Here is a 23,467-nt window from a genome sequence, read left to right as displayed (position 1 = left end):
CGGTGGGTCGTCGGCGTGCGCCGCCTCACACAGCAGACCCATGGAATAACCGATAGCGACCCTAAGTTATGTCGTATGCTTGCGTGCAGCAACTAAAGGAAGTGTGAACGTTGGCTCTCTCAGAACGACGCGCGGCGGCCCTCGTCGGCGCGCTCCACTCGGTCATCCGGACCATGCGCTACGTGGCGGCCAAGGACCACGGCCAGACCATGACCGGCACCCTCGCCGGCATCCTCAAGGCGGTCGAGACGACCGACCAGCGCCCCGGCGACCTGGCCGCGCACCTGATGGTCGCCCCCTCGGTGGCCTCGCGCGCCGTCGCCGCCCTCGAGGCCGACGGCCTCGTGCTGCGCCGCCCCGACCCGGAGGACGCCCGCGCCTGCCGCATCGGCATCACCGACCTCGGCCGCGAGCGGCTCGCCGAGCACAAGCGCTACCTGCTCCAGCGGGTCGTCGCCGCGCTCCCCGACTGGGACGACGACGAGGCCGCCCTCGCCGTGCAGGTCCTCAGCCGCCTCGAGCTGAGCCTCGCCTCGGCCCCCATGACCCACCCCGTGCCCGCCGCCAAGGTGCTGGCCGGGACCACCGCCCTCACCCTGCTCGACCAGACGGAGCCCGCCACCGTATGAGTACCGCCACCCGCAGCGCCACCGCGCCTGCTCCTTCTGCGCCCGCGGCGTCAGCCCGGACCAGCACCAGCGTGCCGCCGCCCGCCGGCGCCGCCAAGGTCTACAGCCACCGCGAGATCCTCGAGGTGATGACCGGCCTGCTGGCCGCGCTCTTCACCGCGATGCTCAGCACCACGATCGTCTCCACGGCCCTGCCGACGATCATGTCCGACCTGCACGGGACGCAGCGCCAGTACACCTGGGTCATCACCGCGTCGCTGCTCGCGCTGACCATCACCACCCCGATCTGGGGCAAGCTGTCCGACCTGTTCAGCAAGAAGCTGCTGGTCCAGCTCGCGATCGTCGTCTTCGTCGCCGGCTCCGTCGGCGCCGGCCTGTCGCAGACCGTGCCGCCGATGATGGCCTTCCGCGCCCTGCAGGGCGTCGGCATGGGCGGCCTGATCGCCGTCACCCAGGCGATCATGGGCTCGATGATCTCCCCGCGCGAGCGGGGTCGCTACTCCGGCTACATGGGTGCGGTCATGGCCGTCAGCACGGTCTCCGGACCCCTGCTCGGTGGCATCCTCACCGACTCGGTCGGCTGGCGCTGGTGCTTCTTCGTCTGCGTGCCGCTCGCCGTCATCTCCCTCGTCGTCCTCCAGCGCACGCTGAAGCTGGTCACGATCAAGCGCCACGTCACGATCGACTACGCCGGCGCCGTCCTCGTCGCCGTCGTCGCCGCGCTGCCCATGCTCTGGGTGACCTTCGCCGGCAGCGACTATGCCTGGGTCTCCTGGCCGTCGGGCGCGTACCTCCTCGGCTTCCTCGCCGCCGTGGCCCTGCTCGTCGTCGTCGAGCTGCGCGCCGCGGAGCCGATGGTCCCGCTGCGGGTGCTCAACAACCGCACCACCCTGCTGATGATCCTGGCCAGCCTGGGCGTCGGCATGGCGATGTTCGGCAGCAGCACCTTCCTCACGCAGTTCTTCCAGCTCGGCGGCGGGAACTCGCCGACGCGCGCCGGGCTCATGACCATCCCGCTGATCATCAGCCAGCTGCTCGTGTCGACCCTCGGTGGCCAGCTGGTCAGCCGCACCGGTCGGTGGAAGCCGCTCATGGTCGTCGGTGCCGTCGCCCTGGTCGCCGGTCTCGCCCTGATGGGCACGATCAGCCACACGACGCCCTACTGGCAGGTCGCGCTCTACATGGTCGTCATGGGTGTCGGCATCGGTGCGCTGGTGCAGAACATCGTCCTGGCCGTGCAGAACACCGTCGACGTCAGCCAGATCGGCGCCACCTCGGCCGCGATCGCCTTCTTCCGGTCGCTGGCCGGCGCCGTCGGCGTGGCCGTCCTCGGCGCGATCCTCGCCAACCAGGTGACCGACCGGGTCACCACCGGCCTGCGGGCGCTCGGCGTCGGCGGGGCCGGGGCCGGTGACGGCTCGCTCGACCTGAACGACCTGCCCGCCCCCGTGCAGGCGGTCGTCCGGGCCGCGTACGGCGACTCGTTCGGCGAGCTGTTCCTCATCGCCGCCGCCGCGGCCGTGCTCACCCTCGTGACGGTCCTCATCGTCAAGGAGGTCCCGCTGCGCACGACGGTCGAGATGCGGCCCGAGGCGGCGGGCGACGTCAGCGCCGCCCTCGCCGAGGACACCGGTCGCGAGGACCGCGGGCTCGAGGGCCCGAAGACCGAGCAGATCGTGCCCGACCAGCAGGCCGCTGAGGTCGCCGCCGAGCAGGGCTCCGACCAGGAGGCCTGGGACGACCCGGCCGCCCGCAAGGTCGTCGCGGCGCTCGACGTCCTGACCGCCGCGCAGGACCGCGCCCGGTCGCACCAGGCCGCCTCGACGCGTACGCAGGCCGAGCTCGTCGGCCTGGTCGACGCCCTCGAGCAGCGCATCGACGAGGTCGCCGGGGAGTTCCGCGGTCAGATCGACGAGATCCGCGCCCGGCTCGCCGAGCCCGAGGTGCAACCCTCGCTCGGGCTGGACGGCGAGGGTGGCGACAGCCTCCGGTCCTACGAGTACCGCCTGCTCCTCGACAGCCAGCAGACGGCCGACAAGGTGACCCGCCTCGCCCGCACGGAGGCCGAGCGCGTGCTCGCCGACGCCGAGCAGCAGGTCGCCGAGCTCCAGGCGCGCATCGCGACGCTCAAGCAGGCCGAGGCCGAGCTCGCCGGCAAGGTCGCCGACCAGGTCCGCGTCGACGCCTGATCCCCCCGGCACGCACGACGGCCCGGCACCCTCCTGGGTGCCGGGCCGTCGTCGTTCGTCCTCGGTTCAGCGGCGCAGGCGACGGTTCACGGCGTCGGCCGACAGCTCGCGGTCGACGACGAGCCGGGTCAGCCCGACCACCGCCGCCCGGTCGCCGAGGGTCCCGAGCTGGAGCACCAGGTGCCGCGTGGCCCGCGGCAGGCACCGCTGGTAGAGCGTCTCGCGGACGCCGGTCAGCAGGGGGGCGGACGCGAGCGCGCCGCCGACGACCAGCACCTCGGGGTTGAGCACGCAGACCATGCCCGCCAGGACCTCCCCGATGCGCCGACCCGCCTCCTGGGTCAGCCGGCCGGCGTCGGGGTCGCCGCTGCGGAGCAGCGCACCCACCTCGCGCCCGTGCGTCACCGACCTCCCGAGCACGCTCAGCTCGCGCGCCACCGCCCGGCCGCTCGCCACGGCGGCCAGGCACCCGTACGCCCCGCAGCGGCAGACCAGCGGCGACGCCGGGTCGACCTTCACGTGGCCGATGTCGCCCGCGCCGCCGTCCGCCCCGGTGTAGGAGCGCCCGTCGAGGACGATCCCCGCGCCGATGCCGGTGGACACCTTGACCAGGCAGAACGCCCGCACGTCGGGGTGGCCGACCGCGAACTCCCCCAGCGCCGCCGCGTCGGCGTCGTTCGCCGTGTGCACCACCACGTCGCCGAGGGCGCCGGACAGGTGGTCGCCGACGGGGTAGCCGTCCCAGCCCGGCATGATCGGCGGCTGGTTCGGGCGGCCGGTGACCGGATCGACCGGCCCGGGCAGGCTGAGCCCGACACCGCTCAGGTCGGCGGCGCTGCTGCCGTGGCGCTCGAGCAGCCGGCTCAGGCCGTCGGCGATCCGGTCGAGGACCCGCACCGGTCCGTCGTCGACCTCGACGTCGAGCGCGTCCTCCGCGAGCACGGTCCCGTCGAGGTCCGTCACGGCGAGCTGGGCGTGCGTGGTGTCCACCGCCGCCACCGCGACGAGCGAGTGGTGCCGGTTGAAGACCAGGCTCCGGCTCCGGCGGCCGCCGGTCGGCCCCGTCGTGCCCTCCTCGACGATGAGGCGGGCGTCCAGCAGCGCGTCGACGCGCTGGGCCACCGTCAGCCGCGACAGCCCGGTGGCGTCGACGACATCGCCGCGCGTACGGGCCCGGCCCCGCCGGACGAGGTCGAGCACGTCACCCGGACCGGTCACCACGGTCGTCATTCTCGCTCGCCCTCCGCCTCTCAGACCTACCGTCCCCGAAACTTATGATTGACAGGTTGGCAACTTAAGGCAAGCCTATTGGCATAAGTTCGTCTCGTGCCTGGAGGAAGCCGGTGATCGTCTCCACCCCCTGGCGGCGCGGCCTGGTCGCCACGCTGGTGGCCGGGCTGCTCGTGCTGCTGTCGGGCTGCGTCCAGGGCGACGCCCGCAACACCAGCCCGGACAGCATCAAGGTCTGGATCGTCGAGGACCTGCCCGACCGTGTCGCGGCGACGCAGCGCATCGTCGACGACTTCACCCGGTCCTCGGGCGTGCAGGTGCAGCTGGTCGCCGTCGCCGAGGACCAGTTCAACCAGCTGCTCCTCTCCTCCGCGGCGGCGGGCACGCTGCCCGACGTCGTCGGCGGGGTCCCGCTGGGACAGGTGCGGACCATGTCGTCCAACGAGCTGCTGGACCCCGCCGCCACGGCCGCCGTGCTCGACGACCTCGGGCGCGACACCTTCACCCGGCAGGCGCTCGACCTGACCAGCGACCGCGGCACACCGCTGGCGGTGCCGAGCGAGGCGTGGACCCAGCTGCTGCTCTACCGCAAGGACCTCTTCGACGCCAAGGGCCTGGCGGCGCCCACCACGTACGAGTCCGTGCGGGCGGCCGCGCAGGCGCTGAAGACCCCGGACCAGTCCGGCTTCATCGGGGCGACGGTGGCCGGCGACAGCTTCACGGAGCAGACCTTCGAGTACTGGGCGCAGGCCAACGGCTGCCAGCTCGTCGACGACACGGGCAAGGTCACCTTCGACAGCCCCGCCTGCGTCGAGGCGCTACGGACCTACGGGCAGCTCGTCCGCGAGGACGGCCCTCCGGGTGCGCAGGACGTCGACACGACCCGCGCCTCCTACTTCGCCGGCAGGTCGGCGATGACGGTGTGGTCGACGTTCATCCTCGACGAGATGGCCGGCCTGCGCGACGACGCGAAGCCCACGTGCCCGCAGTGCGAGGCCGACCCGGCCTTCCTCGCGAAGAACACGGGCATCGTGACGGCGATCAAGGGGCCGCAGGGTGCGCGGCCGACGGTCTTCGGGGAGGTGACCAGCTGGGTCATCACCGCGGCGGCCTCGGCCGGCCCGGCCCGGCGGTTCGTCGAGCACATGATGAGCGACGGCTACCAGCCCTGGATCGCGATCGCGCCCGAGGGCAAGGTGCCGGTCCGCACCGGGACCGCCGACGACCGGCAGCGCTTCAGCAAGGCGTGGGCGGGTCTCGACGTGGGCGTCGACAGCCGGGCGCCCCTCTCGCGCTTCTACAGCCCGGAGGTGATCGACGAGATCGCGTCCGGGCCGCAGGAGCTCTCCCGCTGGGCCATCCCGCAGGGCCAGGGCGACCTCCTCGGCGCGCTCCAGGGCGAGCAGCCGGTGGCCGAGGCCGTCAACGAGGTGTCCAACGGCACCGACCCCGCGCAGGCCGCTCGCCAGGCCACCGACACCGTCGTCTCGATCCAGGAGTCCCTCCAGTGACCACGCTGAGCCAGCCGGCCCTCAGCCAGACGCCCGCCCGCCCGGCGCGCGGCCGTTCGGCCCGGGTGCGAGAGGACCGCCGCACCGGCTACGCGCTGATCGCCCCCACCGTGGTGATCGTCGTCGTCATGGTCGTCCTGCCGATCCTGTGGACGGTGTCGCTGGCGTTCCAGCACGTCCGGCTGATCAACCTGCGCCAGACCGGGTTCTTCGGCCGCTACACCGTGGACAACTTCGTCTCGGTCCTCACGTCGCCGGGCTTCGCCACCGCGCTGCTGAACACGCTGGTCTACTCCGTGGGCGGCACGGCCGGCGCCATCGTCGTCGGCCTCGTCGCGGCGCTCGCGCTGCGCAAGCCGTTCCGCGGGCGGGGCGCCGTCCGCGCGCTGCTCCTGCTCCCCTACGTCGCCCCCGTCGTCGCCGCGACCTTCGTGTGGAAGACGCTCCTCAACCCCGAGTTCGGCGCCGTGAACCAGTGGGGCACGACGCTGCTCGGTTGGAAGGAGCCCGTCGCCTTCCTCACCTCGGGCGAGGACGTCGGCCCGCTCCCGGTCTCCACGGCGATGATCACGGTCGTCGTCTTCGAGGCGTGGCGCTCGTTCCCCTTCGCCTTCCTCTTCCTCACCGCGCGGATGGAGGCGATCCCCGGCACCCTCGACGAGGCGGCCGAGGTCGACGGGGCGACCCCGCTGCAGCGGTTCCGGCACATCGTGCTGCCCCAGCTGCTGCCGACCATCGCCGTGCTGACGGTGCTGCGCTTCATCTGGACCTTCAACGACTTCGACGCGATCTACCTGCTGACCGGCGGCGGCTCGGGCACCCAGGTCGTGGCCGTGCGGGTCTACGACTTCCTCATCTCCCGCGGCAACATCGGCACCGCCGCCGCCCAGGCCCTGGTCCTGGCGGTCATCCTCGCGGTGCTCGTCACCGTCTACCTGAAGCTGTTCGGACGTCCGGAGGAGGCGGCATGAGCACCGCGACGACGACCCGCGGACGGGCTCCGGCCCGACGTGTCACCCGCGACCTCGTCGAGCGGCGGGTGCTCGCCGTGCTCCGCCCGGTCGTGATCGTGGCCCTGCTCGTCGCGGCGGTCTTCCCCTTCTACTACATGGGGGTGCTGTCGTTCCGCCCGCTCGACGCGGTGCTGCAGGACCCGGGCGCGCTGTGGCCCCGCCGCGGCGAGGTCGACTGGTCGACGTACACCTCGGTCCTCACCTCGGTCGACGACGGCGGCCAGGGCTTCCTCGTCTTCCTGCGCAACAGCCTCGCGGTGTCGCTCGGGACCGTGGTGCTGACGCTGCTGGTCTCCCTGCCCGGCGCGTACGCGGTCAGCCGGCTCGACTTCTTCGGGCGCCGGCAGATCGGGGCGCTCTTCCTGGCCGTCTACTTCTTCCCGGCGATCCTGCTGGCGATCCCGCTGTTCAGCTTCTACAGCCAGATCGGGCTGCGCGGCTCCCTGCTCGGGCTCATGGTCGTCTACGTCGCCCAGACCGCGGCGGTGTCGATCTACACGCTGCGCAACTACTTCGACACGATCCCCGCCAGCCTCGAGGAGTCCGCCGCGGTGGACGGCTGCACCCGGCTCCAGGCGATGCGCCTGATCAGCCTGCCGCTCGCCATGCCCGCGATCATCTCGAACGCGCTGTTCATCTTCATGATCGCCTGGAACGAGTTCCTCTTCGCCCTGCTCTTCCTCGTCGAGGACCGCGACCGCTGGACCGTCTCGCTGGGCCTCTCGCAGCTCTCGGGCAGCATCGAGGTGCCGACGACCGTCCTGATGGCGGGCTCCGTGATCCTCACGGTGCCGATCATCGTGCTGTTCTTCATCAGCGAGCGCTGGCTGACCGGCGGCCTGACGGCCGGCGCCGAGAAGGGCTGACCGTGACCGGCAGCCAGCACGTCGTCTCCTTCACGGGCCCGCGCCAGGTCGGCCTGGTCGAGGCTGCACCGCAGCCGCTGCGCCCCCGGTCCGTCCGTGTCGCCACGTGGTACTCCGGCGTCTCCGCGGGGACGGAGCTGACCGCGTACCGCGGCACCAACCCCTACCTGACCGGGACCTGGGACCCGCAGGCGCGCCTCTTCCAACCAGGGGCGCCGAGCTTCGCCTACCCGGTCGAGGGGTGGGGCTACTCCGAGGTCGGCGAGGTCGTCGAGGTCGCCGACGACGTCCGTGGGTGGACGCCCGGACAGGTCGTCTACGGCATCTGGGGCCACCGCAGCGACGCGGTGGTCGACGTCGCCGCGCTGCGCGGGACGCTGCCGCCGGAGCAGGCGATGGCCGGCTGCTTCGCCCGTGTCGGCGCCGTGGCGCTGAACGCCGTGCTGGCCGCCGACGTCTCGCTCGGCGACCGCGTCGCCGTCTACGGCCAGGGCGTCATCGGCCTGGTCGCGACGCGTCTGGCCGTGCTGAGCGGAGCCACGGTCGCCGCCGTCGACGCCGTGCCCGGGCGGCTCGAGCGGGCGCGGGACATGGGCGCCGCGACGACCGTCGACGCCCGGGCGGAGGGCGGCGCCGGAGCGCTGGTACGGGCCTGGGCGGGCGGCGGCGTGGACAGCGCCGTCGAGCTGAGCGGGGTGGTCTCCGCGCTGCACCAGGCCGTGCGGAGCGTCGTCGTCGACGGGACCGTCGTCGCCTCGGGCTTCTACCAGGGCGGCGCCGAGGCGCTCCGCCTCGGCGAGGAGTTCCACCACAACCGCGTGCGGATCGTCGCCAGCCAGATCGGGGGCACACCGGTGGCCCTCGGGTCGCGCTGGGACCAGGCCCGCCTCGTCGCCACCGTCATGGAGCAGGTCGCCGCCGGCCGGCTGGACGTGCTGTCGCTGGTCACCGACGTCGTGGACGCCCCCGACGTCGGGTCGGTCTTCGCCCGGCTCGACGCGAACGACCCCGGCATCCTCCAGGTCGTCCTCCGCTTCCCGGCGGCCCCCACCGCATGACCGGCCCGTCCGACCCTCTGCTCGAGGGCGTGCTCGCAGGGCTGCCCGGCACCGCGCCCCGCTTTCCCGCCGACCGCTCCGGCGTCGCCGTGCTGGGCGCCGGAACCATCGCGCAGAGCGCCCACCTGCCGGCGTACGAGAAGTTCGGCGTGGGCGTGCGGGGCGTGTGGAGCCGGGACCCGGCCCGGACGAGCGACCTGCTCGAGCGGTTCCCGTCCGTCGGGCGGGTGTACGCGAGCGCCGACGAGCTGCTCGCGGACCCGGGCGTGCGGTTCGTCGACCTGGCCACCGGGCCGCAGGGTCGCCTGGGCTGGATCGCGCGCGCGGTCGAGGCCGGCAAGCACGTGCTCGCCCAGAAGCCGGTCGTGGCCACGCCCGAGGACCTCGCCGCGCTGCCGGCGCTGCTCGAGCGCGCGGACGCGGCCGGGGTGCGCGTCGCCGTCAACCAGAACGGGCGGTGGGCGCCACCGTGGCGGCTCACCACCGAGCTGCTGCGCCGCGGTGACGTCGGCGAGGTCGTCGGGGTGACCCACCTGCTCGACAAGCCGCTGCCGCCGCTGGTCGGGACCCCCTTCGACGACGTGGACCACATGCTGCTCACCGACTACCTGCTGCACTGGGTCGACGTCACCCGGACCTGGCTGGCGACCGCGCCCGACGGACGCGGGGAGGTCGTGGCCGTCCGGGCGCGCGACACCCGCGTCCCCGGGCAGTCCGCGGCGGCACGGAACCCCTGGTCGGCCACCGTCGAGCTCGAGACCCGGGGCGGGGCGACGGCGGTGCTGCGGCTCGTCGGCGACGCCGTCGCGAGCACGCCGTCCTGCCCGTTCTGGGTGCACGGCACCGGCGGCACCCTGCGCGGCAGCGTGCTGCTGGACTCCGACCGGCTCTCGCTGGACCGCGGCGAGGGCGAGACGGACCTGCCGCTGGCCGGGGCGTGGTTCGTGGGCGGCTTCGCGGCGACGATGGGCGAGCTCATGTGCGCCGTCGCCGAGGACCGCCAGCCGGAGAACTCCGCCGCCGACGCCGCCCGGTCCGTCGCCCTCGTCCTCGCCGCCGCGGCCTCCGCCGACCGCGGGGGCGCCCCGGTCGCCGTCGGGGGTGCCGCATGAGCTTCGTGCCCGTCGACGCCGTCCGGGTGACCAGGGCGGCGCGCGTGTACGCCGAGGGCTGGCAGAGCTGGAGCCCGGCCACCTGGTACGCGCCGGGCGCCGCCCTGCTGCGCCCCGAGGAGGACTGGCAGCACACGATGCGCTTCCGCCCCGGCACGGCGCTCGCCACGGCCGGCCAGCAGGCCGAGGGCCTGCTCGTCGTCGACCCCGGCGAGGGCCCGGTGCGCTGGTACGTGTCCCCGAGCCGGACCGCGGTGCCGACCCTGCGGACCCGGCTGAGCGGGGGCGTGCTGGAGGTGAGCAGCGACGGTGGGGTGCGGACCGGGCGCGCACCGACCGTTCCGGAAGCGCTCGGGGCCGCCGCCGCGGTGCTGGCGCCGGCGGCCGCGGTGCGGCCCGCACCCACGGTCTGGTGCTCCTGGTACCGCTACTTCGAGCACGTCCGCGCCGCCGACGTGACCGAGAACCTCCGGGCCTTCGACGAGGCGGACCTGCCCGTGGACGTGGTGCAGGTCGACGACGGCTGGAGCCTCGGGCTCGGCGAGGACCTCGCACCCAGCCCCGGCTTCGGCGACCTTCCGGCGCTCGTCGGCGAGATCCGGAGCGCGGGCCGGAGGGCGGGGGTCTGGCTCGCCCCGTTCCTCGTCGGCGCCTCGACCTCGCTCGCCCGCGCGCACCCCGACTGGCTGGTCGGTGACGCGGGCCGCAACTGGGGCCAGGACCTCCGGGGCCTCGACCTCACCCGCCCCGGCGTGCAGGACCTGCTGCGCCGGCACCTGCGCCGGCTGGTCGACCTGGGGGTGGACTACCTCAAGCTCGACTTCCTCTACGGCGGGGCCGTGCCCGGCACCCGCCACGACGGCAGCACGCCGGTCGAGGCGTACCGGGCGGGTCTCGAGCTGGTCCGCGAGACCGTCGGTCCGGACGTCTACCTGGTCGGGTGCGGCGCTCCCCTGCTGCCCAGCATCGGCCTGGTCGACGCGATGCGGACGTCGCCCGACACCTTCCACGAGGGCGGCGAGGACGGTTCCCGGGGCCTGCGCGGGCTGATGCCCGTGGCCGCCCGGGCGTGGCAGCACGGGCGCTGGTGGGCCGGCGACCCGGACTGCCTGGTCGCGCGGCCGTCGTACGCGCTGCGTGAGGACTGGGCGGACGCCGTGCGCACCTTCGGCGGCCTGCGCAGCGTCAGCGACCGCGTCGCCGACCTCGACGACTGGGGCCTGCGGACCACGCGCGACCTGCTGCGCGACCGCGTCGGTCCGGGCCCGCTGCCGGACGACGTGGTCGAGCGCGGGGCCCGGCTCAGCGCGGCGCTCGTGGACGCGCCCCTCGGGTCGGACGAGCCGTGAGCGACCTGGCGGCGCGGCTCGAGCCCCTCGTCGCGCGCCTCTACCCCGGGCAGGTCCAGGAGGTCACGACGGCGCTGGTGCGGCTCGCGCAGGACCACGCGGGCTCGCTCGCCGGGCGCCGGACGACACCGCTGGACGAGAGCACGGCCGTGCTGATCACCTACGCCGACTCGGTGCGCCGCCCGGACCAGGCGCCGCTCCAGACGCTCGGGGAGCTGCTGGACGACGAGGTCGGCGGTGTCGTGACCGACGTCCACCTGCTGCCGATGTACCCCTGGACGTCCGACGACGGCTTCGGGGTCGTCGACCACCGTGCGGTGGACCCCGCCCTCGGCACGTGGGACGACGTCGCGCGGCTGGCCGGGCGGCGCACCCTGTGGTTCGACTTCGTCGCCAACCACACCTCGAGCGCGAGCGCGTGGTTCCGCGGCTGGCTGGCCGGCGAGGCCGGGCGCGCCGGGTACTACCTGGCCGACGACGCCGCCTTCGACACCAGCCGCGTGGTGCGGCCCCGCACCACGCCGCTGTTCCACCCGTTCCCGGCGCCGGACGGGCACGTGGTGCGGGCCTGGACCACCTTCGGGCCCGACCAGGTCGACGTCGACGTCCGCACGCCGACGGTCCTGCTGGAGCTGACCGACGTCCTGCTCGGCTACGTCGCCCGGGGGGCCGGGGCGGTCCGCCTCGACGCCATCGGCTTCCTGTGGAAGGAGTCCGGCACGACCTGCCTGCACCTGCCGCAGACCCACACCGTGATCCGCGTCTGGCGGGCGCTGCTGGACGCGGTGGCCCCGGGCACGCGGCTGCTGACGGAGACCAACGTGCCGCACGCGGAGAACGTCTCCTACTTCGGCGACGGCACCGACGAGGCGCACCTCGTCTACCAGTTCGCCCTCCCGCCGCTGGTGCTGCACGCCTTCGTCGCCGGCTCGGTCGCGCGGCTGCGGGAGTGGGCGGCCACGATCGGGCCGGTCGGGCCGGACGCGACGTGGTTCAACTTCCTCGCCAGCCACGACGGGATCGGCCTGCGGCCCACCGAGGGCATCCTCGACGACGCCGAGCGGTCGGCCCTCGTGGAGCGGGTGCTGGCCCACGGCGGGCGCGTCGGGCTGTCGCGGCGGCCGGACGGCAGCGAGTCGGTCTACGAGCTCAACCTCACCTACCTCGACGCCCTCTGCACCCCCGCCGAGGCGGCCGACCCGGCGCTCCTCGTGGCCAAGGGACTGGCGGCCCACGCCATCCTGCTGACGGTGGTCGGCGTGCCGGCGGTCTACGTGCACTCCCTGCTGGGCACCCGGCCCGACCTCGACGGCATGGCCGCCAGCGGGATCAACCGCCGGGTGAACCGCCCGGTCCTCGACGCCGACGCGCTCGGGCGGGACCTCCGCGCCGACCACCGGGTCGCCGGCATGTTCGACGGTGTGCGCCGCCTGCTCGCGGTGCGGCGCGAGCAGGCGGCGCTCTCCCCCTTCGCCGGGCAGGAGACCCTCGACCTCGACGACCGCGTGTTCGCCGTGCGCCGCACGGGCGGGGGTCAGACGCTGGACTGCCTGACGAACGTCACCGCGGAGACCGTGACCCTGGCGGAGGTGTCGGGCCGCGACCTGCTGACGGGCCGACGCGTCGGGCCGCTGACGCTGGGACCCCACGGCTTCGCGTGGGTCGAGGTCGACCGGGCCTGACGACCAGGAGGACCGATCGCCACGGCGGGCCGGCCTGCCGGCTCGTTGGCCGACGTCCGGACGCACGGACGCCCGGGCGGTCCCCCGCCCGGGCGTCCGTGGTGCGACGACTGCTGCTCAGCGCCTCAGCTCGCGCGCACCGCCTGCCGCGCCCGGGCGAGCGTCGTGCTCGCCGACACCGACGTGCTGGTGCCCACGGCCACCCGCATCGAGGTGTCGTCCTGCTCGAGGACCGACATCGTCACGCCCGCGCCCGCGACCCGTACGCCCGACTTCGGGGTCGCCGCACGGAAGTAGCTCCGCGTGTCGTCGAACGTCGGCACCGCGGCCTGCCCGCGCACGTAGCTCGGCTGGCCGTTCACATGGAGGGTGAACGAGTCGGCCTTCTGCCGCCCGAAGGTGGCGTCGTAAAGCTGCACCCGCGCCCGCCACGGCGCACCGTCGATGCGGTAGACGGGGTCGGGGTGGGCGTCGACCGTGAGGATCTGGCCGTTGCCCGGGTGCACCGACACGTTGTTGTCGGTGTAGCGGCCGTCCCAGAACGTCACCTGCAGGCCGTCCTGGTACGGGAAGTGGTCCACCTTGTCCGGCAGCGACGGCCCGTAGCCGAGGTCGTACGGCCCTGTCCTCAGGTAGCGGTCGAACGAGGTGTAGCTGCGGTAGCTGGCCAGGTAGTACTGCGGGTAGTCCCGGCTGCTCGTCGCGCCGATCGCGCTGAAGCCGTCCCTCGTCCAGCCGTCGTCACCGGACTCGGCGCCGTCCGCGAGCACGGTCGTGGCACCGGCCACGACCGTGACGTCGTCGACGAACAGGCCGGACGGCCGGCCGGTGTCCTGGCCCTGGACGCCGGAGTCGGTCAGGTAGCGGAACCGCAGCTGCACGGTCTTGCCCGCGTACGCCGACAGGTCGAACGTGGCCGGCACGTAGCCCTTGGACAGGCCGGTGATGCCGTTGTTCGTCTCGGGGTCGGTGATGTCGCCGGCCAGCGACTTCCACCCGGAGCCGTCGTCGACCTGCACGTAGGCGTAGTCGTAGCCGCCCTCGATGTTCCAGCTGGTCTTGAAGCTGAGCGTCGAGGCGCCGGCGGGCAGCGTCACCGAACGCGTCAGCGACGCGTCGTAGTCGTCACCGGCCCCGCTCCACCACTGCCGAGTGCCCTCGGGCGGCGTGGGCAGCGTGGTGCTGACCGCCTTGGGCGGCAGGACGGTGACGACCGCCTGGGGCTTGCCCGAGTTGTACTCGTGCGGCCCGAGGTCGAACGTCTTCTTCTGCCCCGCCACCGCGACCTCGTAGTCGAGCCAGCCGAGCTGCATCTTCTCCCACGCGCCGAGGTCGCCCGGGCGCGTGCCGATGCCCTGGTCGCCGGCCGCGGAGAGCCGGCTCTGCGCCATCAGGCTCCAGAACTCCATCGGCTGGTCGGCCGGGGACGGGCCGACGGTGTCGTAGAGGTCGGGCAGGCCGAGGTCGTGGCCGAACTCGTGGGTGAAGACCGACAGGCCGCCGTTCTCGGGCTGGATCGTGTAGTTGCCCACCCAGATCCCGCTGTCGCCGATCGGGGTCCCGCCGAGCTTGTTCTGGGCCGGACCGGTGACGCCCTGCTGGTCGGCGTAGGCGTACCACTTGTGCGACCAGATGGCGTCCTCGCCCTGCTGCGGGTCGCCGTCGGCCTGGTCGCCGCCGGAGTGGACGATCTGGAAGTGGTCGATGTAGCCGTCGGGCTCGTTGAAGTCGCCGTCGCCGTCGTAGTCGTAGCGGTCCTGCTGGTCGAACTCGGCCAGCTGGCGCTTGATCTGCGCGTCGGTGCGCCCGAAGAGCCGCTTCTGGTCCGTGACCCACTGGCTCACGCCGTCACGGATCAGCGCCCACGTGTTGTTGCAGACGTTGCTGCCGCAGACGTTCGGGTCGTCGCCCGCCTTGCCCTCGTCCGGGTCGTCGGAGCGGCCGTAGCGCGCCTCGTTGTACGGCACCTTGACCCAGCCGGTGACCGTCCCGTCGACCGAGTAGCGCCCTGACGACTGCTTCTCGTAGTAGCTCTTCACCGAGTCGACGCCGTCGCCCTCGCCGAAGTAGAGGTTCTTGAAGTACGCCGGGGAGTAGTCCTGCTGCCAGACCGTCGTGTTGTCCTTCGACCGGTCGGGCTCGGGGATCTGGTTGTGGCGCGGCCCGTCGAAGGTCGTCGGGCCGTCGCTCGTCGGGTCGGTGTCCTTGTCGGGGAAGCGCGCGTCGCGCTGGTTCCCGAACTCGGTGAGGACGACGAAGATCTTGTCGGTCCGCTCCCGGTCCAGCTCGACGTACTGGTCGACCAGCTTCGGTGCCGCGACCGCGCCGGCCGCTCGGGCGGTCCGCTGCTGCGCCGGCGACGCCGAGGCCGGCTTCTTGCCGACCTTGACGACGTAGGAGCCGTTGATCTTCCGGACCTTGCTCTGCCCGGTCAGCACCAGGTTCAGCGCCTGCTTGCGCAGCGCCTCCTGCTTGTCGCTCAGCGGGTCACGCTGGGCGTCGGACCGCTGCGGCACCTCGGTCGCGCCGGGTGCGGCGGCCGGTGGTGCCTTGGGGGGCGGTGCGGCGGCGGCCGTCATGGCCCCCGTCAGCACCAGCCCTGTCGCCAGGCCGAGGCCCAGCACTGCTCTCACTTCTCTGCGCACGTGTCTCTCCCACTGACCCTTCGGGGGCCCCGTGAACGGGTGGGTCAGGGTCGAGACCGTAGGCGGCGGTCGAGAAGCCTGGCAATGCACCGCGGGCGCGGCGGGTGATCTTCTTGCTCAATCCTCAGAAAGCGTGTGAAGTCTTACCATCACTCGGACGAGGGCTCCGGGGAGGGCTCGGCCTTGGTGTCGACGACCGCTCCGAGGACCCCGCCGACGAACGAGGGCGAGTCGTCGGTGGACAGGTCAGCGACCAGCCGGACGGCCTCCGACACCGCCACGGCGTCGGGCACCTCGAGGTGGTCGATCTCCAGCACCGCGATGCGCAGCGCGCTGCGGTCGACCCGCGGCGTGCGCGGCAGCGTCCACCCCTTGGCCAGGGCTGCGGAGATGCGGGCGTCGATGGCGTCGTGGTGGTCGACGACGCCCTCGACGAGGGTGCGGGTGTAGTCGCGCAGCGGCGGGTCGGCCTCGGCCGCCCGCTCGGCGAGCGTCTCCAGCGGGTCGCGGCCGCGCAGCTCGGACTCGAAGAGGATGTCCAGCGCTCGCTTGCGCGCCTTGCTGCGGGCCGACAGCCCGCCGGGACGGGCCTGCGCGGGTGCGGGGACGGGGGCCTCGCTCACCGGGTCCTCAGCCCACGCGGCCGAGATAGCTGCCGTCCCGCGTGTCGACCTTGACGCGCTCGCCGGTGGTGAGGAACAGCGGGACCTGGATCTGCAGCCCCGTCTCGACCGTCGCCGGCTTGGTGCCGCCGGTGCTCCGGTCGCCCTGCAGACCCGGCTCGGTGTAGGTGACCTCGAGCTCCACCGACGCCGGCAGGTCGAGGTAGAGGGGGGTGTCCTCGTGGATGGCCACGGTCGCCATGTGCTCGGGGAGGAGGTAGTTCTTGGCGTCGCCGACGGTGTCGTCGGGGATGGTCATCTGCTCGTACGTCGAGGTGTCCATGAACACGTAGCCCGAGCCGTCGTGGTACAGGTACTGCATCTCGCGACGGTCGACGCTGGCGGTGTCGACCTTGGTGTCGGAGTTGAAGGTGCGGTCGACGACCTTGCCCGACAGCACGTGCTTGAGCTTGGTGCGGACGACGGTGTTGCCCTTGCCCGGCTTGTGGTGCTGGAACCAGATCACCGACCACAGCTGGCCGTCCAGGTCGAGGACCATGCCGTTCTTCAGATCGTTCGTGGAGGCCACGCGTTCAAACCCTTCGTCGTCTTCGTTCGAGCAGTCGCTCAGTCTAGCCGCGACGCGGTGCTGCCCCGGCCGCCCGCGGTCGCCCCGTCAGGCCGCGGCGGCCGCGTACGCGCGGCGCAGCAGCGCCTCGTCGGGGCCCGCGAGGATGCGGGCCGAGGCCAGCCCGTCGAGCAGGACGAACCGCAGCGTGGAGCCCCGCGTCTTCTTGTCCAGCGCCATGGCCGCGAGCAGGTCGTCGAACGCCGCCGGGTCGTACGCGGTCGGCAGCCCCAGCGAGCGCAGCACCGCGCGGTGCCGGTCGGCGGTCGCGTCGTCGAGGATCCCCGCGGCCCGGGCGAGCTCGGCGGCGAAGACCATCCCGACGCTGACGGCGTCGCCGTGGCGCCAGCGGTAGTGCTCGCGGCGCTCGACGGCGTGGCCGAGCGTGTGGCCGTAGTTGAGCAGCTCGCGCCCGACCGAGGCGCCGACCGACGTGGCCTCGCGCAGGTCGGCGGAGACGACGCGGGCCTTGACGGCCACCGAGCGCTCGACGAGCTCGCGGAGCACCGGAGCCCGCGGGTCCAGCACGGCGGCCGGGTCCTCCTCGACGAGCCGGAGGATCTCTGGGTCGGCGATGAAGCCGGCCTTGACGACCTCGCCGAGCCCGGCGCGCAGGTCGGTGAGCGGCAGCGTGGCGAGCACGTCGAGGTCGCAGACGACGCCCAGGGGCTCGTGGAAGACGCCGACGAGGTTCTTCCCCTCCGCGGTGTTGATGCCGGTCTTGCCGCCGACCGCGGCGTCGACCATCGCCAGCAGGCTGGTCGGCACCGTGACCAGCCCGACCCCGCGCAGCCACGTCGCCGCGACGAAGCCGGCCAGGTCGGTGGTCGCTCCCCCGCCGACGCCGACGACCGCGTCGCTGCGCGTGAAGCCGGCGTGGCCCAGCACGGCCCAGCAGCGCGCCGCCACCTCGACGGTCTTGGCCGACTCGGCGTCCGGGACGTCGATGCGGACCACCTGGTGCCCGGCGCGCTCGAGGTCGGCGACCACCCGTACGGCGACGTCGATCAGGGCGGCCGGGTGCAGCACCGCGACGCGGTCCGCGCGCGCCACCAGCGGGGCGACCTCGCCGAGCACGCCGTGGCCGACGACGACCTCGTACGGGTTCTCGGCCGCGATCCGGATGCGCGTGGGTTGGGCGGCCGCGGGGGTCATCGCGGCTCCATCAGCGCGGCGACGCGGTCGGCCACCTCGGCGGCGGGCAGCCCGTCGGTGTCGACCGTCGCCGTCGCGACCTCCGCGTAGAGCGGCGCGCGCTCGGCGAGGAGCTTCACGAGCCGGCCGCGGACGTTCCCGAGCAGGAGGGGTCGCGCCTCGTTGAGCCCGACCCGGCCGGCGGCGTGCGCCACCGACACCTTGAGCCAGACCACGGGTGCCCCGTGCAGGGCGCCGCGGGTCGCCTCCGACAGCACGGCGCCGCCGCCGAGCGCGAGCACGCCCGGTTCGTCGAGCAGCTCGGCCGTCGTGGCCTCCTCCAGCGCGCGGAACGCCGGCTCGCCGTCGTCGGCGAAGATCTCGGCCACGCTCTTGTGAGTCCGCGCCTCGATGACCGCGTCGACGTCGGCGAAGGGTTCGCCCCACCGCTGCGCGAGCAGCGCGCCGACGGTCGACTTGCCCGACCCGGGCGCCCCGACCAGGACCAGCCGGGCCGTCACCGGGTGGTGGCGGCGTCGGCCAGCCGCAGACCGCGGCGCTCGACGTCGGCGAGGTAGGACTGCCAGTTGCGGCGGCTCTCCGCGACCGAGTCGCCACCGAACTTCTCGACGGCGGCGTCGGCCAGCACGAGGGCGGCCATCGCCTCCGCGACGACGCCCGCGGCCGGGACGGCGCAGACGTCGGAACGCTGGTGGTGGGCGACGGCGGCCTCGCCGGTGGCGGTGTCGATGGTCCGCAGCGCGCGCGGGACGGTGGCGATCGGCTTCATCGCGGCCCGGACGCGGAGCACCTCGCCGGTGCTCATCCCGCCCTCGGTGCCCCCGGACCGGCCGGAGGCGCGGGCGATGCCGCCCTCGCCGGGCGTGATCTCGTCGTGGGCGAGGCTGCCGCGCGTGCGGGCCAGCTCGAAGCCGTCGCCGATCTCGACGCCCTTGATCGCCTGGATGCCCATCATGGCGCCGGCCAGGCGGGCGTCGAGGCGGCGGTCGCCGTGGACGTGCGAGCCGAGGCCGGGCGGCAGGCCCCAGACCACGACCTCGACGACGCCGCCGAGGGTGTCGCCGTCCTTCTGCGCCGCCTCGACCTCGGCCTTCATCGCCGCGGCGGCCTCCGGGTCGAAGCAGCGCAGCGGGTCGGCGTCGATCGCGGCCAGGTCGTCGGGCCCGGGCACGACGCCGGCGGGCGCGCGGACCGTGCCCAGCTCGACGACGTGGCTGAGGATCCGCACCCCGTACGCCTGCTCGAGGAAGCGGGCGGCGACGCTGCCCAGCGCGACGCGGGCGGCTGTCTCGCGGGCGCTCGCCCGCTCCAGGACGGGACGCGCCTCGTCGAAGTCGTACTTCTGCATGCCGACGAGGTCGGCGTGCCCGGGGCGCGGGCGGGTCAGGGCGGCGTTGCGCGCCTGCGCGTCGAGGACCTCGGCCTCGACCGGGTCGGCGGCCATCACCGTCTCCCACTTGGGCCACTCGGTGTTGGCGACCTGGATCGCCAGCGGGCCACCCTGGGTCTCGCCGTGGCGGACCCCGCCGAGCAGCGTCACCGCGTCGGCCTCGAACTTCATCCGGGCACCGCGGCCGAAGCCGAGCCGGCGGCGGGCCAGCGCCGCCTGCACGTCGGCCGTCGTCACCCGGACGTGCGCGGGCAGCCCCTCGAGGATGGCGACGAGCGCGGGGCCGTGGGACTCGCCTGCAGTCAACCAGCGGAGCACGCGGGCCAGTGTTCCACGGCGCGCCGAGCCCGGGCTCGGCGTCCCGCCGCTCAGCCGAAGAGCTTGCCCAGCTGGTCGCGGAACGTCAGGAAGGACAGCGTGCCGAAGAGCAGGACGGCCCAGACCAGCGCGCCGAGCCGGAACCCGCGGATGCGGATCGCCGCCGGCAGGCTCCTGCGGTTCACGAGGATCAGCAGGCCGGAGTAGATGAACATCATGAAGCCGCCGACGACGGCGGCGATCACCAGCAGCACGATCGGCTGGTCGAAGCCCGCGGCGAGCACGACGATCCCGATCGCGACGAGGCCCCAGACCAGCCCGGCGTAGACCTTCGACTCGTTCGCGTCGCGCTTGTAGCTGGTCTTGATCACGTCCGCGGCGAGCCGGCTGGTGTAGTCGACGATCCCGAGCGCGGCGCCGAAGAGCGAGAACGAGCCGACGACCCAGAAGAAGAACTTGAACCACGAGCCGACCCGCTCGGCCAGCACCTCCCCCTCGGTGCGGACGAAGGCGATGCCGTTCGACAGGTCGTCGCGCCCGTACACGGTCGAGTACGCGAGCAGCGAGGTGAACATGATCGTCAGGAAGGTGATCAGCACGAAGGTGAAGAGCTGCTCCAGGTTGGCGAACTTCCACCAGCCCTTCCAGCGCGACAGGTTCTCCCTCGTCGGCTCGAAGATGTAGCCCGGCGACGGCTTGGCCTCGGGCTGGCCGGTCACCGGGCTGACCAGGCGCGGCACGTACGACCCCATGCCGAAGCCCTTGTCGCGGATCCAGTTCGACTGGACCAGGTTCTGCCCGCCGCCCGCGCCGGCGAAGGCGAGCGCGCCGAGCAGCGTCGCGAAGCCCAGCTGCTCGGCGGGGATGGAGGCCCGGGTGACGATCTGCGGCACGTCGGACCAGGCCTTCGCCCCCACGGCGACGATCGCGCCGATGACGAACAGCAGCACCACCGCCGCGACCTTGAGCATCTGCGCCCGCTCCAGGGCCACGTAGACGACGGGCGCCAGGGTCAGGACCAGGCCGATGACGACGAGCATCCCGATGGCGATGAAGGCGGGCTTGCCGCCGAACACGTACGAGGCGAGCGTCGCGCTGCTCGTGACCCAGCCGGGCCAGAGGTTGGCGAAGTAGGCGAGGAGCGCGAAGACCAGGCCCCAGTGGCGCCAGTAGCGGCTGAAGCCGGTCAGGGCGGTCTCGCCGGTCGCCAGGGTGTAGCGCTCGATCTCGAGGTTGATGAAGTACTGCGTGCCCAGCCCGACCAGGGCCGCCCACACGAAGACCAGGCCGACCTGGCTGGCGATGTAGGGGAAGAGCACGAACTCCCCCGAGGACAGGCCGACGCCGGCGGCGATGATCCCGGGGCCGATCAGGCGCCGGTACTTCTTCGGGGCGTCGGGGAGGTCGCGCACCTCGGGGCGCGGGAGCGTTCTCGTCGGGAAGCTGTCGGCCGCGGACCTGGCTGCGGCGTCGTCCTTGATCGCCATGACGGCATGCTTCCAGGTGGAGTCGCGCTGCCGTGGGGCGGGTTCAGCCGCGCGCCGCCAGGGCGGCGTCGCCGGCCGCGCGCAGGACCCCGGGCGAGGGGCGGCGGCCGGTCATCAGGTCGACCTGCTCGACCGCCTGCGCGACCAGCAGGTCGAGGCCGTCGACGACCGGGGTGCGCAGGCGCGCGGCCGCGGCGGCCAGCGCCGTCGGCCAGGGGTCGTACAGCACGTCGAAGACCACCGCGGCGCTCGCGGCGAGCCGGTCGGCCTGGTCGTCGACCGCCCCCGGGGTCACCGTGGACACGAGCAGGTCGGCCGGCGGCGGTTCGGCGCCCCACGGCGGCACGACGAGGTCGACGCCGACCGCCGAGGCCAGCGGCGCCAGGGCGGCGGCCTTGGTCGCGTCCCGGGCGAGGACCTGGACCCGGCCTGCGCCGAGCCGCGACGCCGCGACGACGGCGGACCGCGCGGTCGCGCCCGAGCCGACCACGGTGACGGTCAGGACGGGCCCGTGGAGGGCGCGCCCGGCGGCGGCGACGAGCCCGGGGACGTCGGTGTTCTCGACCCGGCGCGACCCGCCGTCGAGCAGCAGCGTGTTGCCGGCGCCGGCCAGGCGGGCGGTGCCCGAGACCTCCACGCCGTCGAGCGCCAGCACGGCGACCTTGAGCGGCATCGTCAGGCTCAGCCCGCGCCAGGACGCGTCGAGCGAGTCGACGAAGCCCGCCAGCGCGTCCTCGCCGAGGTCGACCCGCCCGTAGGACCAGCCGGTCAGGCCGAGCTCGGCGTACGCGGCCGCGTGCAGCACCGGTGAGAGCGAGTGCGCGACCGGCGAGCCGAGGACCGCGGCCCGGTGCGTGACCGCCGGACCCGCCGCCTCAGCTGTCACAGCGGCCGGGGTTGCTCTGGCACCAGCCCTGGAACTCCTTGACGATCTGCCGGAACTCCGCGTCGGTCTCGGCGAACTTCGTCTCGCCGGTGTCGAAGTTGACCGTGGTGAAGTACAGCCACTTGCCCGGCTCGGGGTTGGCCGCCGCCTCCAGCGCGGCCTTGCCGGGCGCGGAGATCGGGCCGGGCGGCAGGCCCTTGCGCTTGTAGGTGTTGTACTTCGAGTCGCTGTCGCGGTCCTTCGGCGTGGTGGTGTTGGTGTTGAGCTTCTCGGCGTAGATGACCGTCGAGTCGAGCCCGAGCTTCATGCCGTCGTCGAGGCGGTTGTAGAGGACCCGCGCGACCTTGGCGCGGTACTGGTCCTGGTTGACCTCGCGCTCGATGATGCTCGCCACGGTCAGCACCTGGTAGGGGCTGCGGTCGAGCTTCTTCGCCGCGGCCTGCAGGTCGATGTCGCCGGTGACGGCCTTGTACTCGTCGACCATCTGCTTCAGCGTCGAGGTCGCCGTCGCGTCCGCCGTCAGCTCGTAGGTGTCGGGGAAGAGGAAGCCCTCGGCGTTGCCCTTGGCGTAGGACGGCAGGCCGATCGACTTGGGCTTCTTCAGCGCCTTCTCGAACGCGGACCGCTTGATCTTGGTGCCCTTGACCAGCGCGTCGATCTGCTGCGACAGCCGCAGCCCCTCGGGGATGGTGAACTGCGCGCGGACGCGCGACTCCCCCGGGTTGATGAGGAGCCGGAGCGCGTCGATGGCCGGCATCTGGGTGCGCATCAGGTAGCGCCCGGGCTGCACGCTCGTCGCGCGCTCCTCGGAGGCGACGGCCGAGTCCCAGGCCTGCGTCGACTTGATGACGTCGTCCTTCTTGAGCACCGACCCGATCTCGTCCAGGGTCGCGCCGGCCGGGATGGTCACCGTGATCGGGGCGACGCCGCGGCCCGTGTAGTCGGGGGTCTCGCCGAAGCTGTCCATCAGCGACTTGCCCTGCGTGTAGACGAACCAGCCGCCCCCGACCAGCACGGCCAGGGCCAGCAGCACGGCGAAGCAGCCCTTGCCCTGGTGCAGGATCTCCTTGGCGGCACTCGGCTTGGTGTCGGGTTCGAGCATCGACGACACGGTCGGCGCGTCCTCCTCGGGTCGGCGGCTCGCCCCGGGGGCAGGGTTCAGGCGAGTGGTGCAGCAGGTGGTTCGGGCGGGGCGCTGGAGATGGTCAGCGCGGCAAGACTAACTCCCCGGGTGGCTCACCCCTGGAACGTTCGACGCCCAGCGCGTGCTCCAGGATCGCCGCCGCCGCGGCCGCGTCGATGACGCTGCGCTGGTCCTTCGCCCGACGGCCGCCCTCCCGCATCCGCCGCGAGACCTCGACGGTGGTCAGCCGTTCGTCGACCAGCCGCACCGGGACCTCGGTGCGCGAGGCGAGCCCCGTGGCGCGCACCCGGACCTTCTGCGCCGCCGGCCCCTCGGTGCCGGCCAGCGTCGTCGGCAGCCCGACGACCACCTCGATCGGCTCCAGCTCGACCAGCACCGCGAGCAGGTCGTCGACCTCCCGCTCCCCCGCCCGCACGGTCGCGTACGGCGTGGCGAGGACGCCGTCGGGGTCGCACCGCGCGACCCCGATCCGCGCGTCGCCCCAGTCGATCCCGACCCGGGTGCCCCGGCGAAAGCTCATCGAGAACGCGGCCTGAGCTCGTCGAAGGGCTCGTCAGAGCTCCCGCGTCTCTC

20 protein-coding genes are annotated in these 23,467 nt (G+C 73.4%); 9 read left to right on the top strand and 11 right to left on the bottom strand.

Annotated elements, in window-relative coordinates; genetic code table 11:
* Window positions 1-110 precede the first annotated feature (110 nt).
* Both BMY04_RS09055 and BMY04_RS09050 read left to right on the top strand, forming a co-directional pair.
* Complete coding sequence (locus BMY04_RS09055; protein WP_091179026.1) at window positions 111-629, top strand: MarR family winged helix-turn-helix transcriptional regulator; 519 nt, start codon at window positions 111-113, stop codon at window positions 627-629.
* Entirely contained in the window at window positions 626-2,818 is a 2,193-nt protein-coding gene (locus tag BMY04_RS09050) for an MFS transporter (protein ID WP_091179022.1), read from the top strand. Before BMY04_RS09055 ends, BMY04_RS09050 begins: the two co-directional genes overlap by 4 nt.
* 66 nt (window positions 2,819-2,884) lie before the next feature.
* Here BMY04_RS09050 and BMY04_RS09045 read toward each other — a convergent pair whose 3' ends face one another.
* Window positions 2,885-4,048 carry an ROK family protein gene (locus BMY04_RS09045; RefSeq protein ID WP_091179020.1) on the bottom strand — a complete coding sequence of 388 codons (1,164 nt, stop codon included), beginning with the start codon at window positions 4,046-4,048 and terminating at the stop codon, window positions 2,885-2,887.
* 113 nt (window positions 4,049-4,161) lie between these two features.
* Here BMY04_RS09045 and BMY04_RS09040 point away from each other — a divergent pair, with 113 nt between their 5' ends.
* From BMY04_RS09040 to BMY04_RS09010, 7 genes are read left to right on the top strand one after another with little or no spacing between them, the layout of a single operon-like run.
* Window positions 4,162-5,559 (top strand): ABC transporter substrate-binding protein, encoded by a 1,398-nt coding sequence (locus BMY04_RS09040; RefSeq protein WP_198410028.1) that lies wholly within the window; start codon window positions 4,162-4,164, stop codon window positions 5,557-5,559.
* Window positions 5,556-6,530 carry a carbohydrate ABC transporter permease gene (locus BMY04_RS09035; protein ID WP_198410027.1) on the top strand — a complete coding sequence of 325 codons (975 nt, stop codon included), beginning with the start codon at window positions 5,556-5,558 and terminating at the stop codon, window positions 6,528-6,530. The genes BMY04_RS09040 and BMY04_RS09035 overlap by 4 nt, the downstream gene beginning before the upstream one ends.
* Window positions 6,527-7,438 carry a carbohydrate ABC transporter permease gene (locus tag BMY04_RS09030; protein ID WP_091179019.1) on the top strand — a complete coding sequence of 304 codons (912 nt, stop codon included), beginning with the start codon at window positions 6,527-6,529 and terminating at the stop codon, window positions 7,436-7,438. The genes BMY04_RS09035 and BMY04_RS09030 overlap by 4 nt, the downstream gene beginning before the upstream one ends.
* 2 nt (window positions 7,439-7,440) lie before the next feature.
* Window positions 7,441-8,496 carry a zinc-dependent alcohol dehydrogenase gene (locus tag BMY04_RS09025; protein WP_091179016.1) on the top strand — a complete coding sequence of 352 codons (1,056 nt, stop codon included), beginning with the start codon at window positions 7,441-7,443 and terminating at the stop codon, window positions 8,494-8,496.
* Complete coding sequence (locus BMY04_RS09020) at window positions 8,493-9,608, top strand: Gfo/Idh/MocA family protein (protein WP_091179014.1); 1,116 nt, start codon at window positions 8,493-8,495, stop codon at window positions 9,606-9,608. Before BMY04_RS09025 ends, BMY04_RS09020 begins: the two co-directional genes overlap by 4 nt.
* Window positions 9,605-10,957 carry a glycoside hydrolase family 36 protein gene (locus tag BMY04_RS09015; protein WP_091179011.1) on the top strand — a complete coding sequence of 451 codons (1,353 nt, stop codon included), beginning with the start codon at window positions 9,605-9,607 and terminating at the stop codon, window positions 10,955-10,957. The genes BMY04_RS09020 and BMY04_RS09015 overlap by 4 nt, the downstream gene beginning before the upstream one ends.
* On the top strand, window positions 10,954-12,639 hold the full coding sequence (locus tag BMY04_RS09010; protein ID WP_091179008.1) for an alpha-amylase family glycosyl hydrolase: 1,686 nt from the start codon (window positions 10,954-10,956) through the stop codon (window positions 12,637-12,639). Before BMY04_RS09015 ends, BMY04_RS09010 begins: the two co-directional genes overlap by 4 nt.
* Window positions 12,640-12,764: 125 nt before the next feature.
* Here BMY04_RS09010 and BMY04_RS09005 read toward each other — a convergent pair whose 3' ends face one another.
* From BMY04_RS09005 to ruvX, 10 genes are all read right to left on the bottom strand, one after another.
* Entirely contained in the window at window positions 12,765-15,272 is a 2,508-nt protein-coding gene (locus BMY04_RS09005) for an immune inhibitor A domain-containing protein (RefSeq protein ID WP_232506209.1), read from the bottom strand.
* Window positions 15,273-15,433: 161 nt separating this feature from the next.
* Window positions 15,434-15,907: a transcription antitermination factor NusB gene (gene nusB / locus BMY04_RS09000; protein WP_232506208.1), complete on the bottom strand. Its 474-nt coding sequence runs from the start codon at window positions 15,905-15,907 to the stop codon at window positions 15,434-15,436.
* A gap of 7 nt (window positions 15,908-15,914) precedes the next feature.
* Window positions 15,915-16,475, bottom strand: coding sequence for an elongation factor P (gene efp, locus BMY04_RS08995; RefSeq protein WP_091179006.1), 561 nt, complete (start codon window positions 16,473-16,475; stop codon window positions 15,915-15,917).
* Between the two features lie 87 nt (window positions 16,476-16,562).
* Window positions 16,563-17,669, bottom strand: coding sequence for a 3-dehydroquinate synthase (gene aroB, locus BMY04_RS08990; RefSeq protein WP_091179004.1), 1,107 nt, complete (start codon window positions 17,667-17,669; stop codon window positions 16,563-16,565).
* Complete coding sequence (locus tag BMY04_RS08985) at window positions 17,666-18,169, bottom strand: shikimate kinase (protein WP_091179002.1); 504 nt, start codon at window positions 18,167-18,169, stop codon at window positions 17,666-17,668. Before BMY04_RS08985 ends, aroB begins: the two co-directional genes overlap by 4 nt.
* Window positions 18,166-19,377 (bottom strand): chorismate synthase, encoded by a 1,212-nt coding sequence (aroC, locus tag BMY04_RS08980; protein WP_091179000.1) that lies wholly within the window; start codon window positions 19,375-19,377, stop codon window positions 18,166-18,168. The genes BMY04_RS08985 and aroC overlap by 4 nt, the downstream gene beginning before the upstream one ends.
* Before the next feature lie 50 nt (window positions 19,378-19,427).
* Window positions 19,428-20,864, bottom strand: coding sequence for an Nramp family divalent metal transporter (locus BMY04_RS08975; RefSeq protein ID WP_091178997.1), 1,437 nt, complete (start codon window positions 20,862-20,864; stop codon window positions 19,428-19,430).
* Between the two features lie 43 nt (window positions 20,865-20,907).
* Complete coding sequence (locus BMY04_RS08970) at window positions 20,908-21,750, bottom strand: shikimate dehydrogenase (protein WP_091178995.1); 843 nt, start codon at window positions 21,748-21,750, stop codon at window positions 20,908-20,910.
* On the bottom strand, window positions 21,740-22,852 hold the full coding sequence (mltG, locus tag BMY04_RS08965; RefSeq protein ID WP_139209802.1) for an endolytic transglycosylase MltG: 1,113 nt from the start codon (window positions 22,850-22,852) through the stop codon (window positions 21,740-21,742). The genes BMY04_RS08970 and mltG overlap by 11 nt, the downstream gene beginning before the upstream one ends.
* A gap of 103 nt (window positions 22,853-22,955) precedes the next feature.
* Window positions 22,956-23,414 (bottom strand): Holliday junction resolvase RuvX, encoded by a 459-nt coding sequence (gene ruvX, locus BMY04_RS08960; protein ID WP_091178992.1) that lies wholly within the window; start codon window positions 23,412-23,414, stop codon window positions 22,956-22,958.
* Window positions 23,415-23,467: the final 53 nt, after the last annotated feature.

The sequence above is a fragment of the Microlunatus flavus genome, assembly GCF_900110855.1.
Taxonomy (GTDB): Bacteria; Actinomycetota; Actinomycetes; order Propionibacteriales; family Propionibacteriaceae; genus Microlunatus; species Microlunatus flavus.
This window is presented reverse-complemented; position numbering and strand designations above follow the sequence as displayed.